Here is a 15,675-nt window from a genome sequence, read left to right as displayed (position 1 = left end):
CCCCGGAGCCGGGGGGCGGCTCCGGGACCTTCGATGCGACGAGGTGCGATCAGAGACCGGCGACCAGGTCGGTGACCGGCTGAACGTTCAGACCGGTGACACCCTCGACGGTGCCGACGGCGGTGGTGACCGCACCGGAGACCGGGGCGATGCCGTTCACGGCGCCGGTCACGCTGTTGAGGGTGTTCACGGACAGACCGCCGGAGACGTTGTCCAGCTCGGCGTCCGAGATCTCGACGGTCTCGACCTGGGGGGTGGAGTTCATGATGGAACTTCCCTTCGTATGGATATTTCACAAGGGGGAGCGGCCCCCTCTGGGGACAGACGGACGGCCGCGACCGCGGGCGCCGGGCCCCCGTCGCCGGGAGCCCGCCGCGACCCCCGCGGTGCGATGGATCAAAGCACGCAGGCAGGGGGCGCTTCCAATCAACCAGGGCTCTCACCAGGGGACTTGGCTGGGGAAGGGGGCCATCCGTGCAGGCGTGCGCACGGCATGTCGGCGACTCCTTCACATGCCACACGGCATCGTCGCGGGCGAAGGCTTGCCCGCCGGACCGCGAATCCGGCACTCCGCGCCAAAGGAGTGCCGGGGGGCGCGCGGATGTGCAGATCCCCGGTCGGCAGTGACTTGGTTGAGTATTCAATGTGCAGATTCCCTGAAGCAGGGATTCCGCATCGAGTACGGAACGGACCGTTACTGATCGGTAGCGGAACGTGTCAGTCCAAAATCGCGTACACCGTGCTCGCCCGGGCCGCGAGCGCGCCCGAATCCGTGTCGCTCAGGGTGATGTCCGCGAACGCCATCCGGCGGCCCAGCTTCGTCAGGACCGCTTCGATCCGGACATCCGAACCGGTCACCGCCCGTTGGAACGACGTCGACTGCTGAACCGTCGTCATCGGCACGAAACCGCCCCGCGCGGCGGACACCGCGATCACCGTCGCCGTGTCGGCGGCCGCCATCAGCGCCTGCCCCGACAGGCCGCCCCCCTCCCGGGCCAGCCGCTCCGACCAGGGCAGTCGCAGCACGGCCCGGTCCTCGCCCACCGCCTCGACGGCGAGCCCGAGATCGAGCACCCAGGGGGCGAAGTTGGCGGAGAGGATCTTGTCGGCTTCGGCGGGGGTCATCGTCATACGGGGGTTGTTCCCGGCTCTTCGCGACGGCACGCGGAGCGTGGCCGATTCGCCCGTCCGACACGGCCGTTGGGAAACGGAATTGAACACACCGCACGGCCGGTGCGTACGTACGGCCATCCAGGCGCCCCGATACGAACTGCCCGCAAGCGGCAGGCCCCCGTCCCCAGGAGGTCGAGAAGTTTGAGTCACAAGCGAATGCCCAAGCGCAAGGCGGCGATAGCGGTGGGCGGTGTCGCGGCGCTCGGAGCGGCGGCCCTTCTGCTGCCCAACGCCAACGCGTCCCAGGACAAGAACCAGGCGTCAGGAGCCAACGGCACGGCGAAGACGCTGAAGGCCACACAGGCGTCCAACCTCGCCGCCCAACTGCAGAAGATCCTCGGTGACGCCGTCGCCGGGTCGTACTTCGACAGCGGCAAGCAGCAACTCGTGGTCAACGTGGTCAGCGGCGACAACAACGTGATCGCGCAGGTGAAGAAGGCGGGCGCGGTCGCGCGCCAGGTGAACAACAGCACCCGCGAGCTCAAGGCCGCCGCCACGACGCTGAAGACCAAGGCGACCATCCCCGGCACCTCCTGGGCCGTGGACCCGCGCACGAACAAGATCCTCGTCACCGCCGACTCCACCGTCACCGGCGCCAAGTGGAACAGACTGCAGTCGACCGTGCAGAGCCTCGGCTCCGGCATGGCGACGCTGCAGAAGTCCGCCGGCACCTTCAAGACCTTCGTCTCGGGCGGCGACGCCATCTTCGCCCAGACCCAGCAGGGCGGCGTCCGGTGCTCCCTCGGCTTCAACGTCACCGCCTCCGACGGCAGCCCCGCCTTCCTGACGGCCGGTCACTGCGGCGTCGCCGCCAAGGACTGGTCCGACTCACAGAACGGCCAGCCCGTCGCCACCGTGGACCAGGCCAAGTTCCCCGGCAACGACTTCTCGCTCGTCAAGTACAACGACCCGAAGACCCAGGCGCCCAGCGAGGTCAACACCGGAAACGGCCAGACCGTCCAGATCACCCAGGCCGCCGATGCCACCGTCGGCGAGACCGTGTTCCGCATGGGCTCCACCACCGGGCTGCACGACGGCCAGGTCACCGGGCTGGACGCCACCGTGAACTTCGCGAGCGAGACCGTCCCGGGCGGCACCGACACCGTCAACGGCCTCATCCAGACCAACGTCTGCGCCGAGCCCGGCGACAGCGGCGGTTCCCTGTTCACGCAGGACGGCGGCGCCGTCGGCCTCACCTCCGGCGGCAGCGGCGACTGCACCAGCGGCGGCGAGACCTTCTTCCAGCCGGTCACCGCAGCCCTGCAGGCCACCGGCGCGACCCTCGGTAACGGCGCAGGCGCCGCCGGCGGCGCGGGCGACCAGTCCGGTTCCGCCGCCCCGTCGGCCTCGGCGGGCGACCAGTCCGGCGCGGGTGACCAGTCCGGCTCCGCGGACCCGTCGGCCTCGGCGAGTGACCCGGCCGGCGCGGGCGGCGACCAGAGCGGCGGCTCGGCCGACCCGTCCGCTTCGGCCGGCGACCAGTCCGGGAACGGCGCCGGCTCCGGCGACCAGTCCGGCAACGGCTCTGCGAACGACGGCTCGTCTTTGACCAGCACGCGCTGAGCGCTCCGCCCATTGGGGGCGCTGCCCACCCCCATCGCCCCGTCGGCCTCACCCGCGGTTCCGGCCGGCGGGGGAACGGTCCGGCCCTCCGGCGGGAGGGCCGGACCGTCATGCGCCGCCGCACGCGCGCAGCAGCAGCACCGCCACGTCGTCCGCCCGCTCCCGCGTGGCCACGCCGTGCCGGACCACCTCGTCCGCCAGCTTCTCCAGCGGCTGGTCGCCGGCCTGCGACAGCAGTTCGCCGAGGACGACCAGCGCGTCCTCGATGTCGGTATCGGGCGTCTCCACCAGGCCGTCGGTGTACAGGACGAGCACCGAGCCGGGCGCGAGGGACACCTCGGTCGTCGGATACACCGCGTCCGGGTCGATCCCGAGCAGCGGGCCCCCGGCCAGATCCAGCACCCGCACCCGTCCGTCCGGCCGTCTCAGCAGTGGCGGCGGATGCCCGGCCCGCGCCATGACGGCCTGCCCGCGTGCCGGGTCCAGCCGCAGATACAGGCAGCTGGCGAACAGCTCCGTGCCGAGGTCGACCAGCAGCCGGTTCGTGCTGCTCATGACCTCGTGCGGGGCCTGCCCGACCGTGGTGTACGCCCGCACCCCGGTGCGGATCTGCCCCATCAGGCCCGCCGCGGTCACGTTGTGCCCCTGGACGTCCCCGATCACCGCGGCCGTGAGCGGCAGCGTCGGTACCAGGTCGTAGAAGTCGCCGCCGATCTCCATGCCGTGGGTGGCCGGCAGATAGCGGGCGGCCGCCTCGATGCCGGGCGGAGGCGCCAGCGAGTTCGGCAGGAGGGCCTGCTGCAGCCCGTGCGCGAGCCGGTGCTTGGCGTCGTAGAGCCGGGCCCGCTCCAGCGCCTGCGCGATCAGGCCGCCCAGGGAGGTCAGTACGGCCCGCTCGTCGGCCGGGAAGACATGCGGCTCGGCATACGCGAGCACACATGTGCCCACCGGCCGCCCTGACGCGATCAGTGGCAGATACGCCCAGGCCGCGAAGCCGTCCGGGGTCTCGTGCCGGCCCGGATACAGCCGCTCCAGCTCCTCCTGGGATTCGAAGAACGCGGGCACCCCGCTGTTCAGCGCCTGGGTGCCCGGGGTCCGCTCGGTCAGCGGCAGCCCGTGGAACCGCTCCACGGTGTGCGGGTCCGGGTACCCGCGATGTCCCAGCACGTGCAGCCGCCCGCCCTGCGAGCCGAGGATCACCGTCGCCTGGCAGCCGGCCGCCGGCGCCACCTCGTCCCAGACCAGTTGCACCACGTCCTGCACTCCGACCGCCTCGGTCAGCGCGCCCGCGAAGCTCAGTACCTGGGAGATCGTCACCAGACGGGGCGGGGGCGGCTCCGCCCGCGCCGGCCCGCGCGCCATCTCCGCCACCGCCCTGGCCCGGCTGATCCGCACGCTCAGCCCGGTCGTGCTCGGATACATCCGGAACGACAGCCACTCGCCCGGCGGGCGCATCGCCACGAAGGACGTCGCCTGCTGGCTCATCAGCGCCCCCCGGTAACGGTCCTCGTACATCGGGTCGTTGAGCCAGGGCACCGATGCCCACAGCGGCGTGCCCAGGATCTCCCCGGCCGGTCTGCCGAGCAGCTCGGCCGCGGCCGTGTTGACGAACCCGATCCGGCCGTGCAGATCCAGCGACACCAGCCCGTACGGCAGCCGGGACACCATGCGTGTCGCCTCCACCGAGCCCAGCGTGTCCGCCACGGCCGACACCGGCTCCGTCAGCACGTCCGCCCCGCGGTCGAGCGCCCCGTCGTCCCCCGCGGCCCGCTCCAGCCGCAGCGCCAGCCGCTCGCAGGCCGCCCGCAGATGGTCCCGCTCCCAGTCGGACAGCTCCGGCGGGTGCGCCCCCGGAAAGGTCACGAACACCGCGCCGTACACCTGCCGCTCGGTCGCCACGGGCAGCGCGGCCAGCGCGAACGGGTACGGCAGCACCACCGCGATCCGCGGATAGCGGCGGACCATCTCCTCCTCGCCGCCCACCCACACCAGCCGCCGCTCGCGCACCGCGTCGGCGACCGGGATCGGCGCGGACCGTCCGACCCGCTCCCACGGCGCCGCGAACACCCGGGGCATCCCCGCGTGCACCGTCAGCTCCAGGACCGGCTCGTCGGGCCTGAGCAGGTAGAGCCCGCCGGAGTGCGCGTGCACCTCCTGCATCATCGACACCAGCGCAAGCGACAGAACCGGCTCGACGGCCGGCGTCCCCTCGGCCGCCGGTGGCGGTACCGGCCCATCGGACACGCCGACCACCTCCTCGTACGGCCGCGTCGCGCATCCTGGGCACAACATTCCCTCGCGAGGGCGCGGCGCGCACTCCGGCCGCGCCCCGGGGACCACCGGACAACGGCGCCGCGAGTACCCCGTCCGGCCGCAGCCATGCCCCTGCAGCGGAAGCGCGGGCGGCGTACGGGCGCCTCGCGTGCGCCCCCGCGCACCCTGATGGCCAGATCTCCGCGCCCGCGAACGGTACCGGCGCCCAAGAATGGGCACGCGCCTTCCGCACCCGGGCCACGGCACGGATCGTGGCGGACCGCGAAGGGCACGAGGCGGCGGACCCCGACGGCACGGGCGGCGGCGACGAGGAACGGAAGAACGGGCCTACGACGACGATCCGAGAGGGCGGACAGTGATCCGGGTGCTTCTGGTGCAGGACGCGTGTCTGGTGCGATCGGTGCTGGCCGAATGGCTGCGGCGGGAACCTGGTCTCGACGTGGACGACACGCCGTGGCGGGGTGCCGTCGCGCGGGCGCGGTCCTTGGCGCCGGACGTGTGCGCGGCGGACCTCGACTGTGCCGACGGCCACGGGGTGCCGCCGCTCGGCGAGCTGTGCCCGCCCGGCACGGGTGGCAGGCCGCCGGCGCTGGTGGTGCTGGCCCAGGCGGACCGGCCGGGCCTGCTGAAGCGGGCCGCCGAGGCGGGCGCGCTCGGCTTCGTGGACAAGGCGGGCTCACCGGACCGGCTGGTGCGCGCGATCCGGTCCGGCGCCCAGAGGGAACGTTTCGTCGATGACTCGCTGGGCTTCGGTTTCCTCAAGGCGGCCCAGATGCCGCTGACCCGACGCGAACTGAGCGTGCTGTCCCTGGCGGCCGGAGGCGCGTCCATCGTGGAGATCGCCGGCAGCCTGCATCTGTCCCACGGCACGGTCCGCAACTACATGGCGTCGATCACCCGTAAGACCGGGGCGCGGAACCGGGTCGACGCCATTCGCATATCCCGTGGGGAGGGGTGGGTGTGAGGGCCGGGTCGGACCGGCGGGGCAGCGGCGGCGGGCCCGCCCAGCGGCCGGCCAGGTCCCGGTACAGCGCAGAGGTGCGCAACAGCTCGGCGTGGGTGCCGCAGGCGGTGCGCGTACCGTCCATGACGAGGATCCGGTCGGCGCGGCGGGCGGAGCTGATCCGGTGGGCGACGACGACCAGCGTGCCGCCGGGGCGTGCCGCGAAGGCCCGCTCGGCGCGTGCCTCGGCCGCCGGGTCGAGATGACAGGTCGCCTCGTCCAGCAGGGCCAGCGGGGCGGGCGAGAGATAGGCGCGGGCGAGGGCGATGAGCTGGCGCTCCCCAGCGGAGAGCTCCGCTGGTTCGACGGGGGTTTCGGGTCCGCCCAGTCTTCTCAGCAGGGGGGTCAGACCGACTGCGTCGGCGGCGGCGAGGAGTTCGGGCTCGGGCACCCGGTCGGCGCGGTGGAGGGTCAGGTTCTCGGCGAGGGTGCCGGTGTGGACATAGGCCTCCTGCGGGATGAGGACGGGTGAGGAGGACCGGATGGTTCCGTGCTGCGGGGTGAGCAGGCCGGCGATGAGTGCGGTGAGCGTTGACTTGCCGATGCCGCTGGGGCCTACGACGGCCAGGTGGGCGCCGGTGGGGAGGATGAGGTCGAGGTCGTCGAGGACGGGTTCGCCGGCTTGGCCGTAGGCGAAGGTGACGGAGCTCAGGGACAGCGCGGTGCCGTGTGCGCCTGTTGAAGGGGGGAGTGCGGGCGTCGGGCGGGGGCACGTTGCGTGGGTCTGGGCGCGCCCCGCGGCGGAGCCGCTGATGAACACAGCCCCGCGCCCCTGAGGGCGTTGGACGGTCAGCCGGCGAAGGACCACTGTGAGCCGTGAACCGCTGGTGCCCAGGCCGTGGATCAGGTTGTGCAGGGCCGGGAGCAGGGACTGGGTGACATAGGCGAGCGCGCCCACCAGGGCGCCTTGGGTGACACCGTGGTCGAGCAACCAGGGGGCCGTGAGCAGGAGCAGTACCGCGGGCAGCTCGCCGCCCACCGTCAGGGCGGCCACGCGAGCCACGCTCCAGCGGGACAGGGCGCGGGCGGCTCGGAGTTCCGCGTCGGTGCGCTCGGCGATGGTGGCGGCGACCCGTTCCTCGGCGCCGGCCGCCGTGACGTCCCGCAGTCCCGGGCAGACCGCGCCCAGCGCCTGCGCCAGCGCCTCGTCGGCGGCGAGGAAGGCCTCCTGACGGCGGGCCAGCGGGCCGAGCGTCACGGCGAACAGGGCCACCCCGGCGAGCAACGGGGGCAGGACCACCGCCAGCAGCAGCGGGGCCAGCGAGAACAGGCCGATCAGGGCGCCGGCGGCGGTGAACAGGAACGAACGCGACACCATCACCACCCCGGCGAGCGTGTCCCGGGCCAGTTCCACCTGCTGGGTGAGCCCGGACAGCGCTCCCGGGTCCGCCTCCCGCACCCCGCGCGCGACCACCGCCGTGACCAGCCGGTCCCGGGCCGGCTCGACCAGCGCCGCGACCACGCCGTACACCCGCCCGGTCCCGTACGCCCCGGCGCACACGGCGAGCCCCGCGGCCCCCAGCCACAGCAGGCCGGCCCGCGCGTTCCCGGCCAGGAACCCGGCGTCCAGCGCCCGGGCGAGGGCGTAGCCGACGACGAAGGTCTGCCCGGCCTCCAGCACGGACCACGCGCCGAGCCGGACCAGCACCGGCCATCGTGCCCGCAGAAACCGGGATGCCTGGCTGCGCACACGCGCCCGGTCGGCTTCGGTCGGCCCGCGCATCCGGTTGCCGTGCACCCCAGGGGGGCGGTCCTCCTCACGCACGCCCGTCACCTCCCGTTCCCGGCAGTCACCGGATTGCCGCCCGTCGGGTACGACCGTCGGTCCGCCCCGGCCTTCATCAGCCCCGTGCCTCCGTCCCGGTCTCGTCCCGGATCTCGCCCTCACCGTCCCCGAACACCGCCCGGTACTCCGCCTCCCGCCACAGCTCCCGGTGTGTCCCGATCGCCCTGACCCGGCCGGCGTCCAGCCAGGCGACCCGGTCCGCGCGGGCCGCCGTCGACGCGCGGTGGGCGATCAGCAGACGGGTGCGATCCGGGTCGGGGGCCAGCAGAGTCCGGGAGATGCGGTGTTCGGTGACCGTGTCGAGGCTGGACAGGGCGTCGTCCAGGATGAGCAGGCGGCCGCCGCGGGCGAAGGCGCGGGCGAGGCCCAGGCGCTGGGACTCGCCGCCCGAGTGCGGCGCGTCGGCGAGGCGGGTGGCGTAGCCGTCGGGGAGGCGCCGTACGAAGTCGTCGGCGTGCGCGCGCCGGGCGGCGCAGCGGACGGCGGCCGGGGTGGCGGCCGTGAGCCCGAAGGCGATCGTGTCCTCGACGGTCGAGCCCAGCAGGGCGGGGCGCTCGAAGGCGTAGGCGACGGCGCGGCGCAGCTCGCCGTGGGCGAGGCCGGACAGCGGGACGCCGTCGAGCAGGACCTCGCCCGTGTCGGGGTCGGCCAGCCGGCCGGCCACCTCGGCGAGCAGGGACTTGCCGGCGCCGGAGCGGCCGACGACCGCCAGGGTGCTGCCGCCCGGGACGGTCAGGTCGACGCCGTCCAGGACCGTTCGTCCGCCCCGGCGTGCGGTCACCGCCCGCAGCTCCAGCCTCCCGTTGCCCGGCGGCAGGCGGCGGGTGCCATGTCCGGGCGCGGGCTCGGCGCGCACCTCGGCGAGCCGGGCGGTCGCCGCGCGGGCCCGCGCGAGCGCGGCCAGTCGACCGACCAGCGCGCCGAAGCCGGTGGCGAGCACGGCGTACCGGGAGGCGGCCAGCAGCTCGCCCACCGACAGGCGGTGCCGGGCCAGCAGCAGCCCGGCCACCGTCAGCACGCCCAGGTTCAGCAGCGGTGCCACGGTGACGGCCCGGGCGGCGGCCCGCCCCTGTACCCGCCACATGCGGTGTCCGGCGCACGACAGTTCCGGCAGGGGCGCCAGGACCCGGGCCGTCTCGCGCTCCTCGGCGCCCGCGGCCCGGATCGTACGGAAACCGCCGACCGCCTCCGCCAGCGCGACGGCGATCCGGCTCTGCACCCGCTGGTAGTCGGCCACGCACGCCGATGTGTCCCGCGCGAAGGCGCGCAGCAGCAGGGCCAGGACCGGTGCCCCGGCGAGGAACACGGCGGCCGGCCACGGGTCGATGAGGCCGAGCGCCACCACGCCCCCGACGGGCCCGGCGAGCGCGGCGAGCAGCGCGGCCAGCGCGCCCGGCGCGGTCCCGGCCTGCGCGGCGTTGCCGACCAGCCGCGCCACCAGATCCCCGGCACCGAACCGGGCCGTCGCGCGCGGGCCGAGCGCCAGGACATGCCCGGTCAGCTGCCGGCGCAGCCATGCGGTGGCGTGCGCGTCGGCGGTGCCGGTGAGCACCCCCGCGCAGCCGTCCAGCAGGGCGAGCAGCAGGACGACACCGGCGCAGCAGCCGAGCCAGCGGGCGGCCGGGGCGTGGGCCAGCAGCAGGTCCAGGGTGTGGCCGAGCAGGGCGGGCAGCAGCAGGCCCGCCGCGGTGGCGGTGGTACTCATGGCACACAGCACGGCACAGCGCGCGCCGCCCTGCCGCAGCACCGCGCGTGACAGGGCACGGCCGGCCGCGGAAGTGGCGCTGCGGGAGCGGGTGTTCATGGGCTGCGGCCTCGCTGGGATCGGACGGAAACGGGAGGGCTCCCGGACGGAGAGGCGCCGGACGGCCCCTCCCGCGGGGAGGGCGCTGTCCGGAGCCGTGGGCTCACCGGCCCGGTCAGAGGCAGAGCAGAACGCTCGCCGCGGAGACACAGGAGAGCAGGCTCGCGGTGCTCGCGCCGGTGTGGGTGTGCTCCTCGGACTCGAGGGTCTGCAGGTCGAGCAGTGCCATGGCGTTGTCCTTTCCCTGAATCGGGGACGGGGTTGTGTCACGGCTCCGTCGGTGCGGAGCCGCGTGTGCGGGCCGCCGGTGGCGGCGGAAGGAAGGGCAGGTGCGCGGTGCCGGCGTCGTCGCGGGCCGCGGCGAGTGCGAGAAGGCAGCCCGCCGTGCCGGTGGCGAGGTCCATGGAGAGGCGCATCATCTGGTGCCCGGGGAAGGCCAGTTGGCCCTGGTAGTCCATCGCGAACCAGCCCAGCCCCGCGACCTGCTGCTCCAGCCGCTCGCGGCCGGCGCCCGGCGCGGTGCTGCGGGCCAGATGCAGGATCATTCCGGCACGGCCCTGGAAGAGGCCGGGCTGGGCGTAGAAGCGGGAGGTGGCGGCGGTGAGGATGCCGGACCGGGCGCGCTCGAACTCCGCGCTGTCCGCGTGGGCCAGGAAGTCGTCCAGGACCAGGCCGATCCCCGCGCTGCCGTCGCCGAGGTAGGGCAGCGTCCGCCAGCCCTCGTCCACCTCCAGACCGCCGCCCGCCGCCTGGGTCACACAGCAGTCCAGGTCGCGGCGGAGCGCCTCGCCCGCCGCGCCCAGGTAGCCCTCCTCGCCGGTCTCCTCGTACCGTCTGAGGAGGAACAGCGCGGGCCCGCTCGCACCGCGCAACAGCCCGGCGCGCCGGCGCGGGCCGTGCGGGACCGGTTCGGCGAGGCGTCGTACGAGGATCTCGGCGGCCTCCGCGGCGTGTTGCCGTAAGGCCGGCTCGCCCGTCGTGTCCGCGAGCCGGCCGAGGACCAGACCGAGCCCGGCGAGTCCGCCGTGCAGATCGGAGGCGAGGCTGCGCCAGTTCTCCCGCAGGATGCCGTCCAGCAGGTCCAACGCCCGCTGCCGATGGCCGAGTTCGTCGAGGACGAGGGCGACGCCCGCGAGGCCGTCGTACAGGCCGAGCGGGGTGCCGGGCGGCGGCGGGGCGGTGTGGTGCAGCAGCCAGCGCTCGCCCTCGTCGTACCGGCCGGCCCCGGATGCCCGCAGGGCGTACAGCACCCCGGCCGCCCCGTGGGCGAGGCCCAGCCCGCCGCCGTCCGCGAACTGGGCGATGTCGCCGGGGAAGAGCCGGTCGTCGCGTTTCGGGGTGGCGGAGGCGAGGATCGCCTTCACCATCGAGTCCCGGCTGTAGGGCCAGTCGCCGGGCACCACCGGGGGCCGGGACGTACCGTGCGCCGTACTCCGGGTGATCTCCGCGACCGCCTCGTCCAGGAAGGTGCGCGGCACGTCCGGGAACTGCTCGGCGATCACCTCCGCAAGATGCGCCGCCTTGCCGCGGTCCACCACGAACAGCGTGGTCACCGGCAGGAACAGGGCCAGCCGCAGACACGCCAGCGCATAGCGGTCGACGTCCGTGCCGCGGCGGTCCGGCGGGGCGAAGAAACCGGGATGGGCGACGGTCTGCCGGGCGTTCTCCTCGGCCGGGGCGGCGGCCTCGAAGTCGATGAGACACACCGACTGTTCGTCGTCGGCCACCATGATGTTGAAGACATGCAGGTCGTTGAAGACCAGCCCGCGCGCGTGCACGGCCGTCACCACCCGCTCCACCGCCGCGTTGATCCGCAGCGCCCACGCCGTGTACGCGGCGACCGCGGCCGGGTCGGGGTCGGGCGTGAGCAGCGGATGCCGCTCGGCGAAGAAGGAGTTGAGCGTGCGGCCCGCCAGCTGGTCCATGACCAGGAACCGGTGCTCGCCGAGCGTGAACCAGTCCCGCACCTCGGGCACCACACCGGTCCCGGCGACCCGCTCCAGCGCCGCCTTCTCCCGCTCCAGCCGGGCCACCGCGTCCGCGCCGTCGGCGGCGAGACCCGCGTGCGGCCGGGCCTCCTTCAGCACCACCCGGCGCCCGTCCCGCGTGTCGGTGCCGGCGTACACCCCGCCGCCGTTGGAGAAGTGCAGCGCCTTCTCGATGCGGTACGGAAGCTCGCCGACCGTCGTGGTGTTGCGGGCGTCGAGATGCGGCCGCAGGAACTCCGGCAGGCTCACCCACTCGGGCACCTGGAAGGACGGTGCCCGCCGGTCCGGCACCAGCCGGCCCGTGCCGTCGGTCACCGCCGGGACCAGCGAGCCGCGCTCGTCGACGACGTAGCGGCGGGCGAAGGCGCCGTAGCGGACGTAGAGCGGACCGTCGTACCAGCGCAGGTCGGTGAGGATGTACGGCCCCTCGAAACCCTCCAGCAGCGCGCCCAGCTCCTCCAGCGTCCGGTGCAGCTGCTCCTCGTCCGCCGGGTAGACGGTGACGAACTTGCCGCTGGTGTCGCGGCCCGCGTACTTGGCGTTGCGCAGGTGCAGCAGGTGCGGGCCCGGCACGAACTTGAACGGGATGCGGCGCGGCACGCAGTAGTCCCACACCAGGGCCGCGATCCGCTCCGCGTTGGCGGCCGTCGCCGATGAGTGGATCTTCCAGCCCTGCGCCGGAGACGGCAGCGGCGCGCCGTCCGCGCCGAGCGGGGTCAGCGTCAGCCAGTCGCCGGAGCACGCCGCGTGCCAGCCCTCCGGGACGGTGCGACGCGCCGTCGCGAACAGCGGCGCCGGCCCACCGGCCGCTCCTGGGAGCCGGTCGGGCGTGTCGTAGAAATGCCCGTCGGCGAGCGCGTACACCTCGTACCGCTTGTCCATGCGCCTCCCGCCCCTCGTCGTGCGACCGGAACCGACACTCGCAGGAGCCGGCTGATCGCGGACAGTCACGTCTGTCACGAGGTCACCATGCGGAACTCATGGGTCAAGATGTGTTCGGCGGCTTTCGAGCGAACGGGCCCGTCATGGCACCCGAGCCTTCACAGGGGCTGCGCGGAAGCCCCACACGCGCTGTAATGGCGAACGTGGTGAGGAGCGAGGGCGCTGCGATCAGCAGAACGAGAACGGAGCGTGCCGAAGCCGCCCTGGACACGCTCACCGCGGCACCCGCCACGCCCGACCGGCTCCGGAGGGTCCTCGAACAGGCGCTGGTGTTCGCCGGGGCGGCCTTCGTCGGGGTCTACACGCCCGGCGACGACCCTGCCCAGCTGCTCCTCGTCGAGTCGGCGGGCCTGCCGCGCACTCTGTACGGGCTCCGCGACGGCTATGCGGCCGCCGGCGGCTCCCCGGTCGCCGAGGCCCACCGCGCCGGACACCCGCTCTGGCTCGGCCCCGAGCAGCTCGCCGGCTGCCCCGAGGCACGACGCACCCCGTCCGCGGACTTCTCCGTGGCCGTACTGCCGCTGGGCCCGGCGGGCGGCGGCTGTCTGCTGGCCGTCAGCGAACACGTCGGCGGCTTCGGCACCGACGACCGCGCCTGCCTGGAACTGGTCGCCCGCGCGATCGCCCCACCCAGCCCGTCCGCGCCCGCAGAGGAGGGCGGCGAGCTGCCGCCGGACTCCTTCAGCCTCGCCATGGACAGCGGCCGGATCGAGGTCGGCGACGAGATCCTGCGGCTGTTCGGGCTCACCAGGGACGCCTTCGACGGCCGCGTCGAGACCCTGCTGGCGCTCACCGTCCCCGAGGACCTGCCCGCGCTGATGTCCGTGGTCGAGGCCGACCACATGTCCATCGGCGACCGCGAGCTGGAGTTCCGCATCCTGCAGCCCTCCGGCCCGCCCAAGTGGCTGCGGCTGCGCGGCCGGCAGCTGCCCGCCGGCGAGGGCCGCTCCGCGCGGCTCGTCGGCACCGTCGCCGACGCCTCCACCCTGCGCTCCGACGTCACCGACGTGGCCCGGGTCCAGCGGCTGGCCGCCTCCCTCGCCACCGCCACCACCGTCAAGGACGTCGGCAACGCCGTCGTCGCCGCGCTGCGCGGGCCGCTGCAGGCCGACCGGCTCGCGCTCGCCGAACTGGAGAACGACCGGCTCGTCGTCACCGTCCTCGACCCGCCCGAGCCCGAGTCCTGGCCCGAGGTGTGGCGCACCGAATGGCGCACCGAGTGGCCCGACGCGCCGGTGCGCGCCATGCCCACCCTGGCCGCCGCGCTGCGCGAGGGCCGCTCCCGGATCTGGCCCGCCGGCAGTCCGCTGGAGCCCGCGCTCGCCGAGGTCGGCCCCGGGGGCCTCGCGGTGCTGCCGCTGCCCGCCGGCGGCCGCATGGCCGGCGCCTGTCTGATCGGCTGGGACCGCCCGCACGACTTCAGCCCCGACGAACGGGCCCTGCTCACCGCCTGCGCGGGCCTCGCCGGCCAGGCCCTGCTGCGCGCCCACGCCTTCGACGCCGAGCACGAACTTGTGGGCATGCTCCAGCGCACCCTGCTGCCGCGCCGGCTGCCCCGGTTGCCCGGCGCGGTCGCCGTCGCCCGGTATCTGCCCACCACCGCCGGGCTGGAGGTCGGCGGAGACTGGTACGACGTGATCCCGCTGGCGGACAACCACGTGGCCCTCGTCATCGGTGACGTCCAGGGCCACAACGCGGGCGCCGCCACGCTGATGGGCCAGATGCGCACCGCGCTGCGCGCCTACGCGGCCGAGGGGCACACGCCCGACGTGGTCGTCGCGCACGCCAACCGCCTCCTCCTGGACATGGAGACCGACCTGTTCGCCACCTGCGCCTACGTCGACGTCGACATGGAGCAGGGCACCGCCTGGTGCGTACGCGCCGGGCATCTCCAGCCCGTGCTGCGGTACCCGGACGGCACCGCCGAGATCATGCGGGCCGAGGGCGGGCCGCCGCTGGGCGTGCTGGGGCAGGCCGACTTCCCGTTGACCCCGCTGCGGTTGCTGCCCGGCACGGTGATCGCGCTGACCACGGACGGCCTGGTGGAGGCGCCGGGCACCGACATCGACGCCGGCATGGACCGGCTCGCCGTCCAGCTGGCCGCCGCGGACCCCGAGCACCTCGGGCTGGTCGCCGACGCTCTGCTCGGCGGCGCCCACCGCGGCGACGACGTCGCCCTGCTGCTGATGCGCTACGACGGGCTGGCCGTGCGCCCGCTGCGGGAGAGCTGGACGGTGTGGCGGGTGCCGGAGGCGGTCCGGCACGCCCGCCGCTTCACCCGGCGCACCCTGCGTACCTGGGGCGTATCGCAGGACACGCTGGACACGGCCTTGCTGGTGGTCTCCGAACTCGTCACCAACGCCCTCGTGCACACCGACGGGCAGGTCCGCCTCGACATGAGCCTGATCAACCACCGGCTGCGGCTCGCCGTCGCCGACGCCTCCCCGCGCAGCCCCGTCAAGCCCACCAGCATCGGCTGGGAGGCCACCGGCGGCCGGGGCATCCTCCTGGTGGAGGCGGTGTCGGTGGCCTGGGGCACGGTTCCGGTCAGCGGCGGCAAACAGGTGTGGGCGGACCTGGTCCCCAGGGACTGATCGCCACAGCGGGGGCTCGGTGCCGGGTGACCGCCGTTTCCCTGAGTCCTGGGCGTGTGGCTCGGCCATGGCCGTGTGCCACCAGTTCCTGCCGGTTGGCCTCGCTCGTCGGCTGCGTGTTGCCGTGGGCTGGCCGGTGTCTCTTGGCGCCGTTTCCGTCGGTTGGCCGCGGTCGTCGGCTGCCTGTTGCCGTGGGCTGACCGCGAGCGTCCGCCGTCGGTACCCGCGGCTGACCGCCGACCGTCGGCTCCCGTCCCCGCCGTCTCCCGTGCCCGCCCCGTGGGCTGACCGCGAGCGTCCGCCGTCGGTACCCGCGGCTGACCGCCGACCGTCGGCTCCCGTCCCCGCCGTCTCCCGTGCCCGCCCCGTGGGCTGACCGCGAGCGTCCGCCGTCGGTACCCGCGGCTGACCGCCGACCGTCGGCTCCCGTCCCCGCCGTCTCCCGTGCCCGCCCCGTGGGCTGACCGCGAGCGTCCGCCGTCGGTACCCGCGGCTGACCGCCGACCGTTGGCTCCCGTCCCCGCCGTCTCCCGTGCCCGCCCCGTGGG

General features: G+C 74.4%; 10 protein-coding genes. 3 read left to right on the top strand and 7 right to left on the bottom strand.

Annotated features, from left to right (window positions below; genetic code table 11):
- Positions 1-49: 49 nt before the first annotated feature.
- Both ACWCQS_RS21670 and ACWCQS_RS21665 read right to left on the bottom strand, forming a co-directional pair.
- A complete protein-coding gene (locus ACWCQS_RS21670) occupies positions 50-265 on the bottom strand; it encodes a type A2 lantipeptide (protein WP_450983622.1) in 216 nt (71 codons plus the stop codon).
- Between the two features lie 452 nt (positions 266-717).
- Complete coding sequence (locus tag ACWCQS_RS21665) at positions 718-1,131, bottom strand: PaaI family thioesterase (RefSeq protein ID WP_451005933.1); 414 nt, start codon at positions 1,129-1,131, stop codon at positions 718-720.
- A gap of 198 nt (positions 1,132-1,329) precedes the next feature.
- Here ACWCQS_RS21665 and ACWCQS_RS21660 point away from each other — a divergent pair, with 198 nt between their 5' ends.
- Positions 1,330-2,736, top strand: a complete 1,407-nt coding sequence (locus ACWCQS_RS21660; RefSeq protein WP_451006194.1) for a S1 family peptidase — start codon at positions 1,330-1,332, stop codon at positions 2,734-2,736.
- A gap of 108 nt (positions 2,737-2,844) precedes the next feature.
- On the opposite strand, the gene ACWCQS_RS21655 is transcribed toward ACWCQS_RS21660, so the two are convergent.
- Positions 2,845-4,989 (bottom strand): SpoIIE family protein phosphatase, encoded by a 2,145-nt coding sequence (locus tag ACWCQS_RS21655; protein WP_451005932.1) that lies wholly within the window; start codon positions 4,987-4,989, stop codon positions 2,845-2,847.
- Between the two features lie 376 nt (positions 4,990-5,365).
- On the opposite strand from ACWCQS_RS21655, the gene ACWCQS_RS21650 reads away from it, so the two are divergent.
- Positions 5,366-5,974, top strand: coding sequence for a LuxR C-terminal-related transcriptional regulator (locus ACWCQS_RS21650; RefSeq protein ID WP_451005931.1), 609 nt, complete (start codon positions 5,366-5,368; stop codon positions 5,972-5,974).
- Here ACWCQS_RS21650 and ACWCQS_RS21645 read toward each other — a convergent pair.
- The 4 genes from ACWCQS_RS21645 to lanKC all read right to left on the bottom strand — a co-directional run bounded on the left by ACWCQS_RS21645 (position 5,904) and on the right by lanKC (position 12,473).
- Complete coding sequence (locus ACWCQS_RS21645; protein ID WP_451006193.1) at positions 5,904-7,736, bottom strand: ATP-binding cassette domain-containing protein; 1,833 nt, start codon at positions 7,734-7,736, stop codon at positions 5,904-5,906. The genes ACWCQS_RS21650 and ACWCQS_RS21645 overlap by 71 nt on opposite strands.
- A 118-nt stretch (positions 7,737-7,854) precedes the next feature.
- A complete protein-coding gene (locus ACWCQS_RS21640) occupies positions 7,855-9,603 on the bottom strand; it encodes an ABC transporter ATP-binding protein (RefSeq protein ID WP_451005930.1) in 1,749 nt (582 codons plus the stop codon).
- 115 nt (positions 9,604-9,718) lie between these two features.
- Positions 9,719-9,832, bottom strand: a complete 114-nt coding sequence (locus ACWCQS_RS21635) for a SapB/AmfS family lanthipeptide (protein ID WP_055704589.1) — start codon at positions 9,830-9,832, stop codon at positions 9,719-9,721.
- 37 nt (positions 9,833-9,869) lie between these two features.
- Positions 9,870-12,473: a class III lanthionine synthetase LanKC gene (gene lanKC, locus ACWCQS_RS21630; protein WP_451005929.1), complete on the bottom strand. Its 2,604-nt coding sequence runs from the start codon at positions 12,471-12,473 to the stop codon at positions 9,870-9,872.
- Positions 12,474-12,667: 194 nt separating this feature from the next.
- Here lanKC and ACWCQS_RS21625 point away from each other — a divergent pair, with 194 nt between their 5' ends.
- Complete coding sequence (locus tag ACWCQS_RS21625; RefSeq protein WP_451005928.1) at positions 12,668-15,127, top strand: SpoIIE family protein phosphatase; 2,460 nt, start codon at positions 12,668-12,670, stop codon at positions 15,125-15,127.
- Positions 15,128-15,675 lie beyond the last annotated feature (548 nt).

Source organism: Streptomyces sp. NPDC002076, from assembly GCF_053593835.1.
This window is presented reverse-complemented; position numbering and strand designations above follow the sequence as displayed.

What these genes read in the sequence shown, in the direction of transcription:
- ACWCQS_RS21670 (WP_450983622.1), bottom strand. Translation starts at nt 265, where the DNA reads ATGAACTCCACCCCCCAGGTCGAGACCGTCGAGATCTCGGACGCCGAG.
- ACWCQS_RS21665 (WP_451005933.1), bottom strand. Translation starts at nt 1,131, where the DNA reads ATGACGATGACCCCCGCCGAAGCCGACAAGATCCTCTCCGCCAACTTC.
- ACWCQS_RS21660 (WP_451006194.1), top strand. Translation starts at nt 1,330, where the DNA reads ATGCCCAAGCGCAAGGCGGCGATAGCGGTGGGCGGTGTCGCGGCGCTC.
- ACWCQS_RS21645 (WP_451006193.1), bottom strand. Translation starts at nt 7,736, where the DNA reads ATGCGCGGGCCGACCGAAGCCGACCGGGCGCGTGTGCGCAGCCAGGCA.
- ACWCQS_RS21640 (WP_451005930.1), bottom strand. Translation starts at nt 9,603, where the DNA reads ATGAACACCCGCTCCCGCAGCGCCACTTCCGCGGCCGGCCGTGCCCTG.
- ACWCQS_RS21635 (WP_055704589.1), bottom strand. Translation starts at nt 9,832, where the DNA reads ATGGCACTGCTCGACCTGCAGACCCTCGAGTCCGAGGAGCACACCCAC.
- lanKC (WP_451005929.1), bottom strand. Translation starts at nt 12,473, where the DNA reads ATGGACAAGCGGTACGAGGTGTACGCGCTCGCCGACGGGCATTTCTAC.
- ACWCQS_RS21625 (WP_451005928.1), top strand. Translation starts at nt 12,668, where the DNA reads ATGGCGAACGTGGTGAGGAGCGAGGGCGCTGCGATCAGCAGAACGAGA.